The organism is Paenibacillus sp. GbtcB18, assembly GCF_019091125.1.
GTDB classification, from domain to species: Bacteria; Bacillota; Bacilli; order Paenibacillales; family NBRC-103111; genus Paenibacillus_F; species Paenibacillus_F chitinolyticus.
Genome location: NZ_JAGXJX010000008.1, coordinates 338,782 through 359,109, shown reverse-complemented (window position 1 = coordinate 359,109; position 20,328 = coordinate 338,782). Strand labels below are relative to the sequence as shown.

Genomic DNA, 20,328 nt, shown 5'->3' with positions numbered 1-20,328 from the left:
AGCGGTTTATCTCAAGCTGATTAAGCTCAATCATTCGTTGCTGACGAGAATTTCTTCTCATTAATGTCTCAATTACTCGAGACGCTTCAATCACTCGTTGTTCAGTTTTCAAAGGACAATCTCGCAAGACCTTGTGGTCTTCGTCGTTAGCGCTTGTCTCAGCGACAACTTTTATACTATAACATAGTTGCGCTCAGTTATGCAAGCTTTTTTTGAATTTCTTTTTTCGCGGCGTGTTTCATTGTTGCCGGCAAGAAGTAACTTTACCAGCATCCGAAGTCTTTTGCAACAACCATTTTGTGGAAGCAGAAAAGAGCCATGAATCCAGACTCTTTTCTCTCCCTATGTTTGCCGGCAATCGCGCATCTGAATGTTTAGTGAGTACCGTTAGAGCTGAAATCATCGTAGCTTGAAAGGTCTCCATGATAAAAAACGACATCCCCGTCCATCACCGGGAATGATTGTCCCTTGGTGCCGATAATGCTCCCTACGCCACCCTCCTTCTGCCACTGGTTATTCAATGGTCCATGGATATATTGCAAATATGGCTTGTACACGTCTCCTCCCCGAATGCTTTCAATATTGAAATTCACGACGATGTAACCGTTCCGTAAAAAGACGGGAGACTGGTTGTCGAGCGTTTGTTTCCGGCCATAGACAGCGAGATCGGTTCCTTTTGGTACGGCATAGACCGCAGCAGGCAGGCTGTATTCCCCGTACCATTTTTGATCCGAAGCGAGGGCCCTGGCTCTATCAACTCCAGCCGGAATGTTTTGCGTCTCTCCAATAAAAGTCCGCACTTGCTGGGACAAAATGAGCCAATGATAAGTCCCGACCCAGGTCGGCTTAGCCGTTTTCTTTATGTAGTCGGCCGTGAATTCCGTCCGGTTCGTGAAGGAGCCCGGAGCCTGACCGAAAAGATACCCCGCCGTCTGCTCAAGCTCCAGCGCGCTCAAATTGCGAAGCCGGTCGTTTAATACGACAAAACGCTTTTCCTGGTCCTGCGGTGAACCGATACGGACAAAAGGCTTGTTATCGGCATGATAATACAAATCAACGGGCTCTCTTTTGCCGCCTTCATTAGAGACGAAATAGAACGCAGGCGTAATCCGCACACCATCGTTCAAACCGAACATATTGCCTTTAGTCTTAAGATCAAATTTGATATGATAGCCTGTTTTAACCGAAATGTTCTTATATCCCGCTTCAGGGTGGCTTCCCGGGTGAATCGGAAGGATGAAAGGATAGCCTGTCGGCCGCGGATGACCGTCGATATCTTTTTCCCCTATCCAATATTTCGTTCCGGTGTGTGCTGCACTGCCTTTAGCTGTACGAAATACGTTTTCCCAATTGTAATCTGCGATGTCCGTCACTTTAAAATCGTAAAGCCGTCCGATCACATCGACCGGAACCGTATCAGTGGCAACATGATTAGCCAAAGTTAGGTTAGCCTGCGGTTCTGTCGTAAACGACGCCGGGGCGTTCTCCGACATGGAGCGAAAAAGAACGCTATAAGGGCCTTCATCGACCCATACAGGCATATAAAACGTAGTGGACAGCTGTCCTACCGGGATGTCGATCCACGTATGCTTCGGTATGAATTTCATAGATGCGTCGTAAGTGTCAAACGGGAACCACACTTGTTTCTGCCTTGTATACTTGGCATAATCACGAATTCCGTAACCCGGGATGCCGCGGTGCGGGCCTGTTGTAGGTACGGTTATGCTAAAAGGACGGTCAAGGATGAGCGCTGAGCGGTCATACGCAGGCGTCGTTTTCTGATTATGCGCCTGATCGTCGGAAACCGATGGCACCATAATGACCGGCGTATGAACCGTGACGGGGTTGATTCCCGGGATGTCGAAGGTTTTGTTCGCCCCTCCTTTAATATTCCCCGGAAGAAGCGTGTACGCGATTGTTCCGGTTGTGGGCTGGGCCTGCCGGTTGGCCAGTGTTTTGCTGATCATGTAGCCGGTCCCGTAAAAAATATCCGGACCAATCCTCGCAGGCTCTGGAATAGGCTTAGGCACTGGAGCCGCGGCGTCGTGAATCCGGTTGTCCATAAGCGCGTTCCCGTTAAACACCAGAAGATCGTTGCTCACTTTGTTAGCGCCGACCGCGGCTTCCGCGGCAGCTTGAAACACGCCGGTTTCGTTCATAGGCGGACCTCCGCCGGAACCCAAGTTTACCGAATTGCAGTTCGAGGGTTGTACGTGAGAGGATACGTCGTCTTTATTTGTGCTTGTTATAACGGGAGGCGTGTAATTTTTAGCATCCAAAGTAACCGAACCGCCGTACCCGCCAAGAGCATAGTTGCTGAGTCGCGCCTGCTCGGGCCGGTAAATTTCCAAATTATCGATTTGCCAGTAGCCGTAAGGTCGCTTGACCGTCATCGTTTGAGTAACGGTCTGACTCATGGGGATCGGAACGCCGGGCGGAGGAACGGGAACGGTCCATACATATGTTTTGGAGACGGGGACGCTGTAAGTGACCTCTCCGGTCATGTTGGTGAATTTGTTTTGAAAGAGGTAGTGGAGGCTTTGTACATTGGCGTAAAGGCTTTCGGAAGTGGGGATTCCTTCGAGGACGTTAAAGGTTTCGGCACCGCGCCTGTCGGCACGTAGCATTCCGCTTGCTTGGGGATCCATGGAGTAGCCGCTTTGCATGAGGCCTTTAGACGGCGGATTGATCACCGGGTTGCATCCATTGGTTCCTCCCGGTAGTTGAGGATTTCCCGTACCGGGGTTTCCCCCGCCTGATGAGCCGCAATCCTTGATCGTTAAAGTCACCGATTTCTTCTCGTCCAGATGCTGAAGATCATCTTTAAAATGAGCCGTAATTTCCGTTGTTCCTATTACTGCTTTCAGGGTGATTTTGCCGGTTTGATCAATGGTTGCAATGGAGGGGTTGGAACTGGTCCAAGTAAGTTTATCGTGTTTTTGGAGGGGCCAGGAGGTACCGTCCGGTTTAGTGAGCACGGCTTCTGCCTGCTGTATAGAGGAGTCGGAGGTGCAAAATTCGGGCTTCGGGAGATTGATGACAAGACCGGGGTCTGTCGTGACCGTAATTTCAGCGGCATCCGAGATCCGGTAATCGCCGTTATCCCAAATGGCTCTTACCTTAACCTTGCCGGCCTTCTTTCCTAGGACTTGTCCGGAGGCATTCACAGTCGCGATGGTTTCGTCCTCGGATTTCCACGTGGTTTCGGTTGTTCGGGTGGCAACGTCATAGTCTTTTCCCCAGTCATTCGCTCCCCAGTCTTTTGTTTTGACGTTTGCCTGGAGCTGGATTTTTTGACCTACGGAAATGGACGAGTCGGGTATTACGGTGATTTCTTTTTCCTCGTAGATGTCTCCTGCCCATATTATATCTACAGGCGTTGCATACATCACCTCAACTTTCGGACATCCGTTCGGTCTTTTCATAAATTCTCTATACTCAGTTTCAATGTAATCCATACCTGTATATGTGTTAATTTCAGCTGATTCTTTACTAACTATGTTAGGTTTCGATCCAATTATAACTGGTTCATATGATCTCTTAGGATGATAGGTAACGTCAAATAGACGAATATCATGTACGTTGTTCCTATCGATTTTTCTTAGGTTATACTCCCATGTTGAAGCAGACCATTTAGACAAGTTCACATCGTCTTCCATCGAAGATTTAATAGGAAAAGGACTATAACAATCCCTATTCCAATCAACATCTTTTTGCTTATTTCCATTGGAATAATCAGCTCTAAATTTCCCGTTATCTAATTGGTACCAATAGACCCCAGGATTTGCAGTTACTTCGTTAGAAGTTATCTCTTTGCCTTTACTTATTTGATTTGCAGGCGGATCTGTTGAGGCCTGGACTGGTCTCGTAAACCCTAATAAACAGATACATACCAGATGTAACATTATAACAATCAAATATTGTCCTTTCATAAGTCATTCCCTTTCATTTACCCATAGCTATTGTAACTTCATCATTACTTTCAGTTTGTATTGTGTAAGAAACCGATGAACGATTATCAGGGATAATTTTTTTGATCGATTGAGTAACCCATATTCTATTTTCAGAGCCTTTAGATAAGAAGCCTTTTACATTGGTTCTAGGTAATGTGTTCAAACCATATCTTTCAATAACCTCCCCTGTTAATCTATCAGATGATGTAATTCCATTTCCCATAGCATCTCCTAGAGCTACACTCGATATATTATTTGAGTTAGAATTGATAGTAATATCACTAAAAACCATATACATACCTTTCGGAGCAATAACATTCTTGTCCTGAAACATCGCACTATAAATACTGCTGCCTTCATCCAAAAAAATAATTCTATGAATTTTCATTTTTCCCAAGGCACCTAATAAAGATATATTCTTATCCTTAAGATAAGCAAAGCTTCTTGCTTCTCCACTAAAGTCTTGTACATACTCATACTTCGTTATAGTCGTCACATTAGACCCCGTAAGCCCAACTTCTCTAAGCTCGTTAAGCCCCTTGTATTGTTCGGCTTTGTTGCCTTCCACCTCCATAAAACGCATCAAAATGGCGGAGACTTCCGCTCTTGTGGTCGCTTGGGCTAGCCGGAACGTGCCGTCTTCAAAACCGTCCACGATGCCCGTTCCTTTTACAAGGGCTACGTGAGGAATCTGCTCGCTGGAAATGCCTCCTTTGTAGGTTTCGGGTGTCGGCAGCAGGGTCCCCTCCGTGTCCTCCAACGCCTGTTTAAAGCTTGGTTCCGATTGGGCGAGGCCCGATGAAATCCATTTGATCATCTCGTAGCGCGTCAGTTCGCGGTCGGGGGAGAAGCCCGCCTTATAGTCGCTTTGGTCGATAAAACCGAGAGCGGCAAGCTTGTTGACCTCCGCTTGGCTCCAGTGGTTTTGCAAGCCGGTAAGGAGGTTCTCTGCCGCCGCTGTGTCCGTTGTCTGCTTTGTAGCCCGGTTCAGCATAGCCGCAAATTCGGCACGCGTAATTTTGCCGTCCGGGTGAAAAGTGCCGTCGCTGTAACCTTGTACCAGGTCAAGCTCGGCTGCCTTGCGGATGACCGTTTCAGCCCAGTGCCCTCCTACATCGCTAAAAGACTGGACCGGAACAGCGGCGGCAAGCTCTGTCGTAAGACCAACTGCTTTTGCATCATTGTGCAGGAGTACAGCGGCCGTCCCAAATAAAATGGCAGCTCCATAAAACCTTTTGTTTTTTCTGAGAAAAACCATTAAAAAACCCCTTTTCACACGTTAAATAGTAGGAGCAGGCATAGCAAATACAAACATAGAGAACAAACCAAATTAGCTTTAACCGGTACAGCAATGGAAGAGATAGAAAGAAATACGAAAAGGAGTTAGAGGAACGAGCGGGAGCAGGAGGGGGATGAGGAAAAACAAAGGCACAAAACCTAGTATAAACGATTTATCAAATTTTGGAAATGGTGAAAATAAAATCAAGTAAATAGCCACAAAAAAACCGGCCTGCCGGATTTAATCCAAGGCCGGTCTGAGACTTTTAAACCATTAACCGCTCACGCCGATAAACACGTAGCGCGCGATAACGAGGACGAACAATACCCACATGAGCCAGTGAATGCTGTGTTTCTTTTCAACGCGGCTGCTCAGCTGAGAAATAACCGCCAGAATGACATAACCGACGATACCAAGAGAAATACCGTTAGCAATGCTGTAAGTGAAAGGCATGAATGTGATGGTCAGGAACGCCGGAATCCCGATTACGAGATCCTGGAAGTCGATGTCACGCACCGCCTGCATCATCAGAACGCCTACGACGATCAAGGCCGCGCCTGTCGCGGAACCCGGGATCAAAGCGATAATCGGAGCGAAAAACAGAGCGAGAATGAACAGGATACCCGTTGTGAGCGAAGTCAGACCGGTACGGCCGCCTTCCGCAACGCCTGCGGAGCTTTCCACATAAGCGGTTACGGTGCTGGTACCCAGCATGGCGCCGCCGCTCACCGCAAAAGCATCGACGAACATCGCTTTACCGACGCGTTTGTTGCCTTCTTCTTTGTTTTTCATGATGCCGGCACGGTTAGCCGTACCTACAAGCGTACCGAACGTGTCGAACATTTCGACGAAGGTAAAGGTTACGATGACCGATACGATGCCGACGCCCATAATACCGGCAAAATCAAACTCCCAGAAGTTAAGCTGGCCGAGGTCCGGAATCCAAGGCGTCTGAGGATTGTTCAGCGAGCTTAGGTCAACGTATCCCATCAGAAGAGCGATAATCGTCGTGCCCAGAATGCCGAACAAAATCGCACCGCGTACACGGAGCACCATCAGAATGGAAATCAGGACGAGGCCGATCAAAGCCATGATCACGTCCGGGCTTTTGAAGCTGCCCAGCTCAATAACGGTTTCGAAGCCCTTAAGCGGTGTAAACTGGCCTTTCGGAATATCGTTAACGGTTTCAGCCGCAATTGTCATAAGGCCTGTGTTTTTCAACCCCACGATGGTAATAAAAAGACCGATCCCCACGGTAATCGCGTGCTTGATTCCGTCCGGAATCGCGACAAGCAGCATCTGCCGCAATCTTGTAATGGTCAGAATGATAAAAATGATCCCCGAGATAAAGACGGCGGTCAGAGCCATCTGCCAAGTGATCGGGTTGTTGGTGGAAGCGGTGGATACCACGACAGTCGCAAAGTACGCGTTAAGTCCCATACCCGGCGCCAGTGCGACCGGAAAGTTCACGAACAGACCCATGGCGATGGTAAAAATACCGGCGGCCAGAGCCGTCGCGAGAAATACGGGATACCACTCCATACCTGTTTTGCCGAAAGCGGTCAGGATGTTCGGGTTAATCACCAGCACGTAAGCCATAGCCATAAACGTGGTGATGCCCGCCATAATTTCGGTCCGTACGTTAGAGCCGTTTTCCTTTAATCTAAAAAAACGATCCATTGCAACGAAATCCCCCTTAAATTGGATGAGAACAACAAAAAGCCCGGGCGACGTTTTATCACCTGGGCCGGTTGCAAGAAAGAGCGGCTCCCCCGGTCATCGGTCGCTTCCTTTGGAAATAAACTTCCCTAATTTGCCGGAGCAAATTCGCGAACGTCCATTTCAAAAAGAGGCGCCAAAGGCCGCTGGGCTGCACGTTCTTTTCGTAGCCAGATCATTACGGTGACCTCGTAGAAACTTCCGGGCCAATTCCCGGAATTATACGAAAAGCATTCAATTTTGTTATTCCTCTTCATTCTAGTAAGCGAATCGGATCTTGTCAATACGGAATAACGAATATTTAACTGGCAAAAAAGAGTTAATGTTCGGGATTTTTTCCATGTGGGACGAAGAGGAATGGAGGGGATAAAAAAGGCCGGAGCCCTTTCGGAAGGGTCCGGCCTTACTTTTATTATGCTATTCCCACTCGATCGTTGCAGGCGGCTTCGACGTCACGTCGTACACGATACGGTTGACGTTTTCCACTTCGTTGACGATCCGTACGGAGATTTTCTCCAGCACGTCCCAAGGAATACGCGCCCAGTCGGCTGTCATGCCGTCGATGGACGTGACTGCACGGATACCTACCGTGTAGGAGTATGTCCGGGCATCGCCCATAACACCCACGCTCTTCATGTTAGGAAGAGCCGTGAAGTACTGCCAGATCTCGCGGTCGAGGCCGGCTTTGGCGATCTCGTCGCGGAGGATCGCGTCGGAATCGCGGACGATTTTCAGCTTCTCTTCCGTTACTTCTCCGAGAACACGGATCGCAAGACCCGGACCCGGGAACGGCTGACGCCATACGATGGCGCCCGGAAGTCCGCATTCTTCGCCGACTTTACGCACTTCGTCCTTGAAGAGCGCCTTAAGAGGCTCGACAAGCTGGAACTTCATGTCTTCGGGAAGTCCGCCTACGTTGTGGTGAGATTTGATTGTGTGAGCAGTTGCCGTACCGCTCTCGACGATATCCGTGTACAGCGTACCTTGAGCGAGGAAAGCGAAATCGCCCAACTGTGCGGATTCTTCTTCGAAAACGCGGATAAACTCGTTGCCGATAATTTTACGCTTCTGCTCCGGATCGCTTACTCCGGCCAGTTTGCCGAGGAAACGGTCGCGCGCGTCGATTTTGACAACGTGCATATCGAATTTGCCTACAAAGGTATCCATCACGCTCTCGGCTTCGTCCTTACGGAGCAGGCCGTGGTCGATGAACATGCAGGTCAATTGATCGCCGATCGCTTTGTGGATCAAGATGGCCACAACGGAAGAATCTACGCCGCCGCTCAGTGCGCACAGCACTTTACGGTCGCCGACTTGTTCGCGGATATCGCGGATCGTGTCTTCGATGAAGCTTTCCATGCTCCAGTCGCCCACACAGCCGCAAATATCGAAAATGAAGTTGCGGATCATTTCGTTGCCTTGCGCCGAGTGGCGAACTTCCGGGTGGAACTGTACGGCCACGATGTTTTTATCCGGGTGGCTCATTGCCGCGATCGGACAAGTTTCCGTGCTTGCGTCAAGAACGAAGCCTTCCGGCAGATCGCATACATGGTCGCCGTGGCTCATCCACACCACTTGCTTGGAATCCAGGTTCTTCGCAAGACGGCTGTGAGACTGGAATTCAACTTCCGATTTGCCGTATTCGCGCGTAGCGGCGCGTTCCACTTTACCGTTCAACTGGTGAGCGATCATCTGCATGCCGTAGCAAATGCCCATGATCGGAATACCGAGGTCATACACGGCAGGGTCTACGACCGGAGAACCTTCCCCGTATACGCTAACCGGTCCGCCCGAGAAAACGATCCCTTTCGGGTTCAGTTCGCGGATTTTGTCCGCCGAAGTATTGTAAGGGAGCAATTCGCTGTAAACGCCAAGGTCGCGAATGCGTCTGGCGATCAGCTGATTGTACTGCCCGCCGAAGTCTAAAACGACAATCAATTCGTGTGTTTTTTGGATATCCATGGTCCGCCTCCTAGTATAATCTTGATCATTATATATAACAAAGGCGGATGAATCAAGGCATACCCTAGCCTTCGATCCGCTTCCAAAGTTCCAGAATGCGCCCCTTGCCGATAATTCCGGCTCCGCTGCGGTCATAGCGGACTTCCTCATACAAAGCGGCAAATTCCTCCAGCGCACGTCGCCGGCCGGGATCAAGACCGACAAGTCCGGCGACGTACTCGCGCAGCGTCTGCTGCGGGGCCAGGCGGCCGTGGCTGCGGAACACTTTCAGCCACAGCCGCTCCATCAGCGCCGTGCTGCCCGTGCCGCGGCGGAGCGCCGCGCTCCTGCGCAGCGGCGCCTGGGATGCGCGGCGCGGCCGGAAGCGCCGCAGCAGCCAGGCCGCGCCCAACAGGGCGAGCAGCGCGGCCGAACCCCAGGCGGCCGGGGAATCGGCCGCCTGGGCAAGTGCGGGCAGCAGCTGCGCTGCCCAAGGGCCGGCCGTGTCCGCGGCCGCCGTCTCCTCTTCCGGTGAGGAGACGGCTGCGGGCACGGCCGCGGCTCCGACGCCGGACGGAGCCGCGAAGCCGGGCGTCGGCTCGAACGCGAGCCAGCCGGCGCCCGGGATGTACGCTTCGGCCCACGAGTGGGCGTCGCGGCTGCGGACGGTTACCGCCAGGCTGCCGTCCGGGCCGCGCTCGCCCGCTTCGCCGGGGGCGAAGCCTTTGACCCAGCGGGCGGGAATTCCCGCCGCGCGCAGCATCACGACCATCGCCGACGAGAAATGGTCGCAGTACCCCAGCTTGTCGACGAACAAGAAGTGGTCGACAAAATCTTCGCCGGCCGCGGGGAGCGTCGGCTTGTCCATGCTGTAGCGATACTCCGTGCGGAGGTACCGCTCCAGGGCAAGCGCCGCCGCGAGGCGATCCTGCCCCCTGCCGGCGGTCACGCGCTCCGCAAGGTCGCGGACGCGCTGCGGCAGCCCCTCCGGGAGCTGGAGGTACGCGGCGAGCTCGGCAGGCTCCGGCTCGGCAAGCGCAGCTGGAGCCTGCGTGTTCCGCTCGGGGTTTCCGGCTTCCGCGCCTACGGCGGTTTCACCGCGGCTGCCGCTGCCTCCGGCAGTGGAAGTATGGCTATCAGCCGCCGCATTTACATCGCTGCTGTCAGCTGTGCCAAACCGTTCGCCCCCGCTTCCCGTACCATTCGCGCTGCTCCGCAGTCCGCTTCTGATCTCGGCGTCGCTCACCGGCGTAAACGCGGACGCTTGCGGGCCCGGTTCGGGCATGGACCAGCCGCTGCCGAATGCAAACGGCTTAACCGTCACTCGGTAGGATTGCAGTGGATCATCCGTCACGGGAAGGGCAACTTTCCCGCTTTCGTTGTTTAGCCAAAATGTCTCCGGCTTAACGGATTGGCCCGAAGTATTTGTGGCTTCCTCCAGCTTCAATACTTCGCCTCCGGCAAAAAGCTGCATCCCCAGCTGTCCCGAAATCCCCGTAACCTCCTGGGTGTAGGGGCCTTTCACGGCTGCTGCGTCAGGGGCTTTGCGAACGACCGAAGCCGTAGCGCTTCCCTCCGCAGAATGTCCGTTACCGGCGGACGATCCAGTTTTAGCCTCTGTAGACGTCGCGACGCCCGTAGAAAACTCCGCCGACTCCGCCTGCCCCGACAAAGCCGGGAATGCCGGACGGAGCGTGCCGGAAGGCTGAGACCAGCCGCGCCCGTCATAGACGCTTTTGGCTTCCCCGCGCCAATACGCGAGAACCGGCATCCGGGCGGTAAACACAACACGGCTGTCGGAAATCAGCGCACCGCCCAGCACGGAATCATCGGCTCCGTATCCTGAAATTCTCAAGGATGAGCCGTTAGCCTGGCCGGCGCCTGAGCCCTTGTGCCCGCGTGTGAGCGCCGCCCATTTGTCTGCGGCGGCGGACAAGCTCAGGGGCTTCATTTTTGCCGCAGATCCGGCTTCGCCCGCTGCCCAGGTACCTGCCGCATAGAAAATCGCTGCAGCAAGGACACTGAGGCCCATCCACGGCAAAGATCCGCCGCGCCCAGTTGCGGAGACACCGAACTGTCTCCGCAGACGGGGAACCGTCAGACCCGCAAGCAGAAGCAGTCCGAGTGCCCCGGTGCGGATTAAACCGGGCGTTGTGTCGATGCCAAGGCCGACCTGGAGGAGCATCAAGTAACCGCCGGTTGCGGCTGCGAACCAGGCCCCGTTTTGCCGGTGCAGCAGCAGTTGATGGGAGGCCGAAATAAAAGCGGCCGCACCGAACAAAAACAGAAGCGATTCGGTCAATCCGCTGAGTGCGCCAAGTTGACCGGATGCCACATGATCGAGGTCAGTCAAAAACGTTTCCCAAAGCCGGACCGGCCAAGGGCCGAAAGGAAACAGCTCTTTTTGAAACTGATAGCCTGAAACGGCGGCAATCCCGGCCAGCTTAAGTGTCCATAACAGCGCAAAGGAACGCACACCGGCTGAAATCAGCAGAAAGTATCCGAACATGACCGCATAAGGAGTGATGCCGAAAGGCTGGAATTCGGCAGCCCCGAGAGCAAGGGGACTTAGCCATTCGAGCAGAAGCATATACCAGATCACAGTTAGCGCGGTGTCCCGGACCCAGGAGGTTTCTCTTTGATTTTCGTTCTCAACGAGTCGTCTGTCGGCTTGGTTCCTTTTAGCAGAAGTCCCGGATTCCGCTGCTCTATAGGGTGAAATAAGCGGTTTTTTAACCGATTGCATCTTCCGTCCCTCCCTCTTGCGGCTCCTCTTTATCTCCCGCGATGCTGTGAGGGACAGACGAGTGCTCATCAAAAAAATCATCGCTGCCGGATGACCAAGACACGTCCCCAGGATAAGCGTTTCTGCCGGCTCTCTCCATCTCCTGAATGTCCGCAGAATTATCGGCGGAGGCACGAACTTTCATTCGCTTCGCTTTATGTTTTTTTATGAAAAATGTTCGTTTGTTGCCGGCGGAACCGGAAATTTCCGCCCTTTGTCTGTACCCCGCGACAGGCACCTCGGCGGCCCTATCTTCTGCGGCGGCAAAACAAGCCGCCTCCACCCCGGCTTCACGCAGCACAGAGAGCCGTTTTTGCTCCTGAGACGTAAGCATGTACGATTGTGAAACGTACACAATCTGCAGAGGCCGTCTTGCGGCAAGCAGCTCCATGGCACACACAATCAGAGCTTCATCCAAACGTGAAGTCAGATAGAGCAGCGTAACGCCCGGGGCTTGGGAAGCATGCTCCTTGCGCAGCATGTGAATGCCTTTGCCTGTCTCGCCCCGGACGGCTGCCAGCAGTTCCAGAGACGCGTTTGCAAATGGAACCGGAGCGCCGTCATCCGGGTCGAACGAGGACGCGCCCTGGAACCCGGGAAAGCCGTGTGGCTGCGCGGATTGAGCAAGTACAGTCCTTTCCCGGAAGGAGGTCCCCGTAACGATCCCTCCGGTTCCCGTATCCGGTTCAAGGACGGCATAGGCGGCAAGACGGATCCGCTTCTCCAGCATGGCCTGTCCCAGACTACATGGGCCGGATGCCGCGTGCTTACCACCTTTCTTTGCGCTTCTTCCACTCTTCCGGCCTTCCCTGCCCTTGCCCGCCGAATGCACGCATTCGCACCCGGTGTCCGCTTCCCCGCAGCCCGGGTCCGTGTCGAGCACGATAATCCGGGACGGCTTAACGGCTCCGGAACGCACCTGCGTCTGCAGCGAGCCTCTACGGGCGGTCGCTTTCCAGTCGATCCATGACAGGGGATCTCCCGCGGCATAGGCCCGTACGCCGGCCGACACGCCGGTTGCATGGAGGAGCCCGGACGGCTTCCCCCGGCTTTCGCTTTCCGCACCCGGCACTCCGCGCAGCCCGAATGATTCAGGCGCCGGGTAGACCGTGAAGGCGGCATCCGCTTTCACGACGCGCCTTTTGGTGAACAGCCCGAACAAATCCCCGCAAAGCAGCTCTGTCCGTTCCAAAACATACTGTCCCCGCCCTACATCATCCAGGCTGTATGAAAGCGAAACAGTCGACGCGGTCCAGGGAAAACAAAGCAGCGACTTGCAGCTGCTCACCTCCCCCCCTTCCCGCCCCCAGTGCTCACGGACCACCATCCAGCATACGGGCAGCAGAGAACGCTGGGTCACTTCAAGCTTCACATCCACGTTCCGACCGGCAAAAATCCGGGGCGCCCCGAGCCTGCGGGAAACCTCGGCCCCGTTGAGCGTGAAGAAAAGGACGGAAGCGCCGGAGACCGCATTCGCCCAGAGCAGGCACTCGATGATCAGGGGAGCCAGTCCCCCGGCAGCGAGGTAAAGAACGTGCGCCCCTATCGCTCCCGCGACGGTTCCCGCCAGATTCAGCCAAGATTTCATCATGGCGTCCTCCTAACGGACAGCCGCAAAACGCAGCACGGGGATCGGCACGGAAGCGACGGCCGCTTCCACCGCAGCCTGCGGGGTCCTGCCGCCGATAAGCGCGTCGGTCGAGGGCAGCAGCCGATGGGCGAAAACGGGCACGGCCAGGCACTTGATGTCGTCGGGCACGACGTAGCGGCGGCCCTGCATCAGCGCTCTGGCCTGAGCGGCCCGCATCAAAGCCGCCGATGCGCGCGGACTGGCCCCGAGCCGCAGATCGGGATGCCTCCGCGTGGCCCCGGCGAGGCTTACGATATACTCGCGCAGGGACTCGTCGACGTTGACCGTGGCGGCCTCGCTCTGCAGCTGCACCCACTCTTCCTGCATTAAAACAGGCCTCAAGCTGCCCTCCGAACGCCGCTGAAGCTGCTGCTCCAGCATGCCGACTTCGTCCCCGTGCTCCGGATAGCCCAGCGACAGCTTCATCAGGAACCTGTCCAATTGCGCTTCGGGAATGGGATACGTTCCTTCATGATCGAGCGGATTTTGCGTGGCCAGCAGCAGGAAGGGCTTCGGAAGCTCGTAGGTGACACCGTCCACGGTTACGCTGCGCTCCTCCATCGCTTCCAGGAAGGCCGCCTGTGTCCTCGGCAGCGCGCGGTTCAGTTCATCGGCCAGAACGACCGGATTCATAATCGGTCCCGGTCTGAATTCGAATGCGGCGGTTTGCGGCTGGAATACGGAAACTCCCGTAATATCCGACGGCATTAAATCCGGCGTGCATTGAATTCTTTTATAGCCGCAGCCTATAGTGGCCGCCAGACTGCGCACAAGCAGCGTTTTGCCAACGCCCGGCACATCTTCCAGAAGAACATGGCCTCCGCACAGCATGGCAATGACGCTTTTCTCGATGGCATCCCGTTTGCCGACAACGACTTTGGCGACTTGATCGACTACTTTTTGAAGAAGAGTATGGGGCTGGTCAAATAAGAACGTCCGATTGGAAATCACGGGGAAAGCCTCCTAGTGAAATGATATATTCCCAGTGTTCCCCGTTCTCTATGGAAATAGACTTACAGTTTGCTAGAAAAAAGAGCGGTCCCGCCGAAAATCGTCACTTCTCTCCCGCTTTCGTCCGCGTGATAGTCTAGTATGCCGCCGCCCAGCAGCTCTACGGTCTTCCTCAAAGGGACATAGAGACTCCCTTCGAGAAGACGCATATTGGGCAGATGATAGACGGCCGTAACCCCGGCCCATAGACGCACCGACAAGGTGTAGTCGCGCAGATTGTAGTCCAGCCGGGTGAACCCGTAGTCGACGCTAGCCGTCAAAGCCGACTGGTCCCAGCTGACCTTGGCCCCCATCTGCTGAGCAAGCACCCGCAGCGGCACCTCGAGCCGCTCCTCCCGGAAAAGCGCCTGCTCGGGGGGAAGCACCGTTCTTCTGCCGTCTACGGTCAGCGTCAGAGGAAGCCGGGGTGCCGCCTGCCGAGGCCGGACGGAGCCCGCTCCCACGGCCGCTTCTTCACCGGACGGAACCGGCGTGCGCCCGCCGGAAACGGAAACGGAAGCGGCCCAGTTTCTCATCGCCGCAGCCGTCCGGGCGAATTCCGCTTCATCGGGTGCGCTCCGGTGCCAACGCCCGGCTTTGCGGACGGGGAACTGCGCGGGCTTCACCCCATCGTCCAGCTTCGCGAAAGCGTAGCCCTTGTCCCTGAAGTACCGGATAACTTCCGGAAGCGCTTTTACCGTTTCCTTGTGCCCGGTCCCGTCATGAAACAAAACCGTCAGCTCGTGCTTGAGCGGAGCTTTACGGATCGAGCGGATAATTTCCGCCGCGGGAACGCCCGTCCGTTTGGAGTCCTCACTGTCGATATCCCAATCGTATAGCGTGTAGCCCGCTTCCTTCATGTAGTAGAAGTAGAAGACATCGAAATTCTCGGCGGTTCCGCCGGGTGCCCGCATCAAACCGGTCCGGAAACCGGCCGCTTTTTCGATAGCCCGGTCGGTCTGCTCGACCTGCTTCCAGAAACCTTTGTAATCCGAATACAGCTTCTTGTAGGAATGATCATAACTGTGGTTGCCAAGCGCGTGGCCTTCGGAGACGATCCGCTTGACCAGCTTCGGATTTCCCTCCACATGCTCTCCGACGACAAAAAATGTGGCGGGGATTTCCTCTTTTCGCAAAATATCCAGCACTTCCGGTGTATATTTGCTCGGTCCGTCGTCGAACGTCAAATAGACCGTCGGTTTATCGGGAACAGCGTAGGTCCGGTCCGAGGCGACCTTATCGCCGCTTATAAGCGCTTCGTAAATACTCTCTGCCGGGCCGCTGTCCGCATCGGCCGCATAAGCTTTGTACGCAGGCTGTATGGACGGGAATACAACGAAAATAAGGAGAAGGATGAGAACGATCCGGGTGAAGCGAAAGTGGGAGAACTTCGTTTTCAGCATGACAATCCCTCCGCATTTTACAATCATTTGGCTGCTGATAGAGTATATGAGAGAGTTGCCGAGGGTATGCTTTTGCGCGCAAAAAAGAGCCCGGCTAACGCCAAGCTCTTGTAAAAAGCGATATGCGGATTCGTAAACTCTAGCATTTTATTTCCAGACGAGGGTTAGGTAGCGGCGGTATACATCGTCAAGCAGGGGCGTCGGGTCCGCCAGCTCCGTTTTGCTTGCCGCGGCCACCCCGGTCAGATGTTCGATCTCTTTGCCGATGAAGGCGTGAATCTCTTCGACCCGCGTTTCCAGGTCTAGCTCATCCCCGGCTATTTTTCTCCTTAAAAGCTCATTAATCTGATCTCTCAACCCGGATTCGGGCAAAAGCTTGTCTACCAGCTCCTGAAAAAGAATAGGCGGATTCGTGTCGTTCTCCTCGATCCATTTGCAGGCCAGAATCGGACGGAGCACGTAGAAATATTTTTTGATCCGGACCTGGTCCCTCTGGAGATATTCCCGGAAATTGCCCTTCGCCATGCTCAGGTAATGATGAAGGGAAGCCTTGGGCGAGAACACTTCACTGCGGAGGCGCAGCATCTCTTCCTTGAATCCGTAAGCTTCCTGATAAACGATATCCGAAATCAGCCATTCCATAAGGGGCGGATTCGACTTGCGGAACAGCTTCAACGCCTTCCGGATGTCCCAGCCGTTTATATCGAGCATGTCGTTGATCGGTACTTCGATCACGTCTCTTTTTTCGTCGATGGAAAGGTACCACTCGGGTCTGCGGACATAAACAAACCGGACGTCATAGTCGCTGTCCTTGGAAGGAAATCCCCAGGCGCGGCTTCCCGACTCGACGGCAAACAAGACTTTTACCCCCTCGTTCTCTTCGATTTCTTTTAATTTTTTACGTATGACCGCTTCCATAAAAGTCCTCCGGTTTCCGAAATTTTTCAGTTTATCAATCAATCCGGCGCTTTTTGGGGTAAAAGCAGATTAAAAGCTTAATCTGTAACCTGCTGCCTGTTCCAAGGAGCTAAACATGAGCGCAGTTAACCGCAAACCAGATGAATACCAGACTAATTAAAGAGGTGAAACGAATGGGAGATATTAAAGTCGGCGTGATCGGGACCGGATTCTCGGCCATGGCCCACATCGAGGCCCTCCAGCGGGTGCCTTCGGTTCAAGTCGTCGCGGTTGCTTCTGCCAGACTGTCGCATGCGGAGGAAGCGGCGGCCCGCTACCGGATTCCCATGTATTACGGGGATGCCATGGAGCTTATCCAGGATCCGGATATCGAGGTTGTACACAACTGCACGCCCAATCATCTGCACTACACGTTCAATAAGGCGGCCCTGCTTGCCGGCAAACACGTCTTGTCCGAAAAGCCGCTCTCCGTTACCGTCGAGGAGTCGGATGAACTGCAGAAGCTTGCGCGGGAAAAAGGTCTCGTCGCCGGCGTGGCGTTCATCTACCGCCACTATCCCCTCGTCGAGGAAATCAAGCAGCAGATCGCTTCCCGGACATACGGCAAGCCGCACTATGTGCTGGGCGGCTACCTCCAGGACTGGCTGCTGTACGAGACGGATTATAACTGGCGCATGGACTCGCGCTTGAACGGGCCTTCGCGGGCGGTGGCGGACATCGGCTCCCACTGGTGCGATACCGTCCAGTACGTACTAGGCACCCGGATCGTGTCGGTCTTCGCGGACCTCGGAATTGTCCATCCCGTACGGTATAAGCCCAAGGACGAGAAGGCCACGTTCACGAACGCGGCGCCCAAGCCGGAGGATTGCGAACGCGTTGAGGTGGACACGGAGGATTTCGGGTCCATTCTGGTCCGGTTCGAGGACGGCACCAAAGGCGTCTTCTGCATCTCCCAGGTCAGTCCCGGCCGCAAAAACAAGCTGTATTTCGAAATTTCCGCCGAAAAAGGCGCCCTGCGTTGGGACCAGGAGGAAGCGAACCGGCTGTGGATCGGCTCCCGTGATGTGCCCAATCAGATCCAGATGCGCGATGCCAGCCTGATGAGCTCCCAGGCCGCCTCCATCACCCATTATCCCGGGGGGCATGAAGAAGGCTGGCCCGATGCGCTTAAAAACCTGCTGCTCGACTACTACTCTCTCATCGGCAGACGCAAAGCGCGGAAGACGGACGAAACCAGTTCGAAGTTCGCTTCCTTCAATCAGGCCTGCGGTGTCATGAGAATTGTCGAAGCGGTTCTGCAAAGCCATGAGCGCCAGCGGTGGGTGGACGTGTAAATTTCCGTCCTTTCCTCCGCTCCCGTTGTCTAAGTATGTAAGCGGGTTTCTTCAAAACCGCTTTAGTGTTCCTTCAGATAAGTCAGCGCTTCCTCAATATGACCTTTGACTTTAACCTTGCGCCATTCTTTGACAAGGACGCCTTCTTCGTCGATGAGAAACGTCGAGCGTTCGATACCCATAAACGTCTTGCCGTACATGCTCTTCTCTTTCCAGACCCCGTAGACCTCGGATACCGCATGGTCTTCATCGGCCAGCAGCAGGAAAGGCAGACTGTACTTGTCGATAAATTTCTCGTGTCGTTTCAGGGAATCCGTGCTGACGCCCAGAATAACGGCGTTTAAAGACTCGAATTCCCGATGCTTGTCCCGGAAATCGCAAGCCTGGGTCGTGCACGCCGGCGTCATATCCTTCGGATAGAAATACAAGACCACTTTTTTTCCTTTAAAATCGGACAATTTCACTTGCTGCCCGTTGTTCGCCGGCAGTTCGAAATCCGGTGCTTGCTGCCCCGTGTTTATACTCATCTCGTGCGCCTCCTTCGGTTCATCTTTTTTGCATTAGTTACCATTATACTCATCTGGCGGATGCATTGGAAATCGAGTTCTAGCCTGTTACGCAAAAAGACCGGCAGCGTTGTCCGCTGCCGGTCTTCCTTTCATTCCCTGCCTGTCGAAGCATCCTATACTGCCGTTCTTACTCGGCCTGCTCCGTCTGGGCTTGCTTCTGATCTTTCTTCTGAGGCTTATCGCCCTTCTTCGCATCGATAAATTTCTCCAGCGAAGGAGTCAGCTCCGTTTTCAGCTTTTCAAGCAGCTGCTCTCTGGTGATGCCTTTGGCCGCCGCAATCTCGGCGGCGGTTTTACCGGCTTCCTGCTGCGTTTTCAACTCTTCCTTGGTTAGGCCGAGGATAGCCGCCAGCTTTTCCGGGTTTACAAAACCGCCTTCACGGCCGTGTTTGCCGCCTTTGAAGTTCTGCATGCCGGTAACCGTAACGGCTTTCTCGATGCGCTTCTCAAGGTTGGCTTTCAGTTCGGCTGCCTTTGTGCTGTCGATTTTGCCTTCGGTTACTTTGGCGTCAATCTCTTTCGTGGAGGCTTCCACCAGCTTCTTCACCAAATCCGCCTGGCTGATGCCTTTAGCTTCGGCAAGCTGAGCCAGGGACTTGCCCGCTTTCAGCTCGGTGATCAAGGCCTTTTCCTCCAGACCGAGGACCGTTGCCGCGTCTTTCAGATAAGATCCCGGACCGCCGAATTGTCCGAAAGGTTTGCGGTTCTTGCCGTCATGCTTGAACGGCGCCGACTGCTGAGTCGACGTTTGACCCGAATCCGTACTGTCGGCAGCGAACACCTGACTGGAAAGAGCCGCTCCTCCGCCGAGCAGAAGTGCTGCGGCCAACGTGGATACCATCAATTTGCTGCGGGTTTTATTCATTCTTATTTCCACCTTTCAAATGGGGGGCTTGTTTATGCTACACCCCAAGTATAGGCAGAAGTTATGACGGAACTTTTACGCGAAGCTTAGCGGAACCTAAAACTTTGCTGAAAGCAACCTGAAAATTGTGGGAGCCTTCTTTTCACCGGCCGAATCAGGACCCTGCCCCCCGGTAGCGCTTGACCCCGATGTTCCACACGCTTAGGCCGATCGTAATGAAAACAATGCCCACAACCGGTGTAAGCAGGGCAAACCCCTTCCAGTTGAGCGGGTCCAGGAAATAAGCCGCCGGATAAAAGCCGACGAAAGCGAACGGCAAGATCCAGGTCAGAATGCCGCGCAGCAGTTTGTTGTAAATCGTAACCGGATACCGCCCGTAGTTCTGGATGTTCCAGATCAGAGGCATGATGCCTGTCGGCGAATCGGAAAAGAACGCAAGCGCGCTCAGCGAGACGTAAATGCCGCCGTAAATCAGCACGCCGGACACGACCATCATCAGCATCACTAACGGATCACTCCAGTGAACAGGCAAATCGAGCTGAGCCCACGAGTAGATCATCACGACCAGTCCTGCGAGAGCGCTGAACAGGGAAGCCGGGTCCATGTTCTCCAGCATAACCTGCCACAGACTGTGGGCCGGGCGGGTCAGAATACGGTCCATTTCCCCTTTGACGATATAGCGTTCGCTGAAATTCCATAGGTTGAAGATTGTGGAGAATAATCCGTAAGGGACCATAAAGAAGCCGTATATGAACAAAATTTGATCGCGGTTCCAGTCTCCGAGAAGCGCGGTCTGCTGGAAAACGACGAGAATAAACACGAGGTTCAACCCGTTGAACAGCAAATCCGAAACGACCTCGATCCAGAAATCCGAACGGTAGGTCAATCTGGTTTTCAAATAATTTTTCAAGTAATCCAGAATAAGCGATAAATAGAACATGC

At 54.1% G+C, this 20,328-nt stretch carries 13 protein-coding genes and 1 riboswitch; of the genes, 1 reads left to right on the top strand and 12 read right to left on the bottom strand.

Going from position 1 to position 20,328, the window contains the following annotated elements; genetic code table 11:
- Positions 1 to 374: 374 nt before the first annotated feature.
- The 9 genes from KVT34_RS22965 to KVT34_RS22925 form a co-directional block, all read right to left on the bottom strand.
- Positions 375 to 3,932 (bottom strand): DUF5704 domain-containing protein, encoded by a 3,558-nt coding sequence (locus KVT34_RS22965; RefSeq protein WP_217561443.1) that lies wholly within the window; start codon positions 3,930 to 3,932, stop codon positions 375 to 377.
- A 13-nt stretch (positions 3,933 to 3,945) separates the two neighbouring features.
- Positions 3,946 to 5,211 carry an S-layer homology domain-containing protein gene (locus KVT34_RS22960; RefSeq protein WP_217561441.1) on the bottom strand — a complete coding sequence of 422 codons (1,266 nt, stop codon included), beginning with the start codon at positions 5,209 to 5,211 and terminating at the stop codon, positions 3,946 to 3,948.
- A 294-nt stretch (positions 5,212 to 5,505) separates the two neighbouring features.
- Positions 5,506 to 6,912, bottom strand: a complete 1,407-nt coding sequence (locus tag KVT34_RS22955; RefSeq protein WP_217561439.1) for an NCS2 family permease — start codon at positions 6,910 to 6,912, stop codon at positions 5,506 to 5,508.
- Between the two features lie 186 nt (positions 6,913 to 7,098).
- Positions 7,099 to 7,198: riboswitch (purine riboswitch) on the bottom strand.
- A gap of 170 nt (positions 7,199 to 7,368) precedes the next feature.
- A complete protein-coding gene (gene guaA / locus KVT34_RS22950) occupies positions 7,369 to 8,913 on the bottom strand; it encodes a glutamine-hydrolyzing GMP synthase (RefSeq protein WP_254635064.1) in 1,545 nt (514 codons plus the stop codon).
- A gap of 64 nt (positions 8,914 to 8,977) precedes the next feature.
- Complete coding sequence (locus tag KVT34_RS22945) at positions 8,978 to 11,638, bottom strand: transglutaminase-like domain-containing protein (RefSeq protein WP_217561437.1); 2,661 nt, start codon at positions 11,636 to 11,638, stop codon at positions 8,978 to 8,980.
- Positions 11,625 to 13,268, bottom strand: a complete 1,644-nt coding sequence (locus KVT34_RS22940) for a DUF58 domain-containing protein (RefSeq protein ID WP_217561435.1) — start codon at positions 13,266 to 13,268, stop codon at positions 11,625 to 11,627. Before KVT34_RS22940 ends, KVT34_RS22945 begins: the two co-directional genes overlap by 14 nt.
- A 9-nt stretch (positions 13,269 to 13,277) precedes the next feature.
- Positions 13,278 to 14,258, bottom strand: a complete 981-nt coding sequence (locus tag KVT34_RS22935; protein ID WP_217561433.1) for an AAA family ATPase — start codon at positions 14,256 to 14,258, stop codon at positions 13,278 to 13,280.
- Positions 14,259 to 14,320: 62 nt separating this feature from the next.
- The gene (locus tag KVT34_RS22930) at positions 14,321 to 15,700 is read right to left on the bottom strand and encodes a polysaccharide deacetylase family protein (RefSeq protein ID WP_217561431.1); all 1,380 of its coding nucleotides are present in this window, start codon (positions 15,698 to 15,700) and stop codon (positions 14,321 to 14,323) included.
- A 147-nt stretch (positions 15,701 to 15,847) separates the two neighbouring features.
- Positions 15,848 to 16,618 carry a nucleotidyltransferase domain-containing protein gene (locus KVT34_RS22925; RefSeq protein WP_217561429.1) on the bottom strand — a complete coding sequence of 257 codons (771 nt, stop codon included), beginning with the start codon at positions 16,616 to 16,618 and terminating at the stop codon, positions 15,848 to 15,850.
- Positions 16,619 to 16,791: 173 nt separating this feature from the next.
- Between KVT34_RS22925 and KVT34_RS22920 the strand changes: the two genes are divergently transcribed.
- On the top strand, positions 16,792 to 17,952 hold the full coding sequence (locus tag KVT34_RS22920; protein WP_217561427.1) for a Gfo/Idh/MocA family protein: 1,161 nt from the start codon (positions 16,792 to 16,794) through the stop codon (positions 17,950 to 17,952).
- Positions 17,953 to 18,014: 62 nt separating this feature from the next.
- On the opposite strand, the gene bcp is transcribed toward KVT34_RS22920, so the two are convergent.
- The 3 genes from bcp to KVT34_RS22905 all read right to left on the bottom strand — a co-directional run bounded on the left by bcp (position 18,015) and on the right by KVT34_RS22905 (position 20,326).
- Positions 18,015 to 18,479 (bottom strand): thioredoxin-dependent thiol peroxidase, encoded by a 465-nt coding sequence (gene bcp / locus KVT34_RS22915; protein WP_217561425.1) that lies wholly within the window; start codon positions 18,477 to 18,479, stop codon positions 18,015 to 18,017.
- 169 nt (positions 18,480 to 18,648) lie between these two features.
- Positions 18,649 to 19,386 carry a hypothetical protein gene (locus tag KVT34_RS22910; RefSeq protein WP_217561423.1) on the bottom strand — a complete coding sequence of 246 codons (738 nt, stop codon included), beginning with the start codon at positions 19,384 to 19,386 and terminating at the stop codon, positions 18,649 to 18,651.
- A 154-nt stretch (positions 19,387 to 19,540) separates the two neighbouring features.
- Positions 19,541 to 20,326 (bottom strand): ABC transporter permease, encoded by a 786-nt coding sequence (locus KVT34_RS22905; protein ID WP_217561421.1) that lies wholly within the window; start codon positions 20,324 to 20,326, stop codon positions 19,541 to 19,543.
- Between the last annotated feature and the right edge of the window lie 2 nt (positions 20,327 to 20,328).

Coding starts and splice junctions, on each gene's coding strand:
- KVT34_RS22940 (WP_217561435.1), bottom strand. CDS start 13,268: ATGATGAAATCTTGGCTGAATCTGGCGGGAACCGTCGCGGGAGCGATA.
- KVT34_RS22965 (WP_217561443.1), bottom strand. CDS start 3,932: ATGAAAGGACAATATTTGATTGTTATAATGTTACATCTGGTATGTATC.
- KVT34_RS22920 (WP_217561427.1), top strand. CDS start 16,792: ATGGGAGATATTAAAGTCGGCGTGATCGGGACCGGATTCTCGGCCATG.
- KVT34_RS22960 (WP_217561441.1), bottom strand. CDS start 5,211: ATGGTTTTTCTCAGAAAAAACAAAAGGTTTTATGGAGCTGCCATTTTA.
- bcp (WP_217561425.1), bottom strand. CDS start 18,479: ATGAGTATAAACACGGGGCAGCAAGCACCGGATTTCGAACTGCCGGCG.
- KVT34_RS22910 (WP_217561423.1), bottom strand. CDS start 19,386: ATGAATAAAACCCGCAGCAAATTGATGGTATCCACGTTGGCCGCAGCA.
- KVT34_RS22925 (WP_217561429.1), bottom strand. CDS start 16,618: ATGGAAGCGGTCATACGTAAAAAATTAAAAGAAATCGAAGAGAACGAG.
- KVT34_RS22930 (WP_217561431.1), bottom strand. CDS start 15,700: ATGCTGAAAACGAAGTTCTCCCACTTTCGCTTCACCCGGATCGTTCTC.
- KVT34_RS22945 (WP_217561437.1), bottom strand. CDS start 11,638: ATGCAATCGGTTAAAAAACCGCTTATTTCACCCTATAGAGCAGCGGAA.
- KVT34_RS22955 (WP_217561439.1), bottom strand. CDS start 6,912: ATGGATCGTTTTTTTAGATTAAAGGAAAACGGCTCTAACGTACGGACC.
- KVT34_RS22905 (WP_217561421.1), bottom strand. CDS start 20,326: ATGTTCTATTTATCGCTTATTCTGGATTACTTGAAAAATTATTTGAAA.
- guaA (WP_254635064.1), bottom strand. CDS start 8,913: ATGGATATCCAAAAAACACACGAATTGATTGTCGTTTTAGACTTCGGC.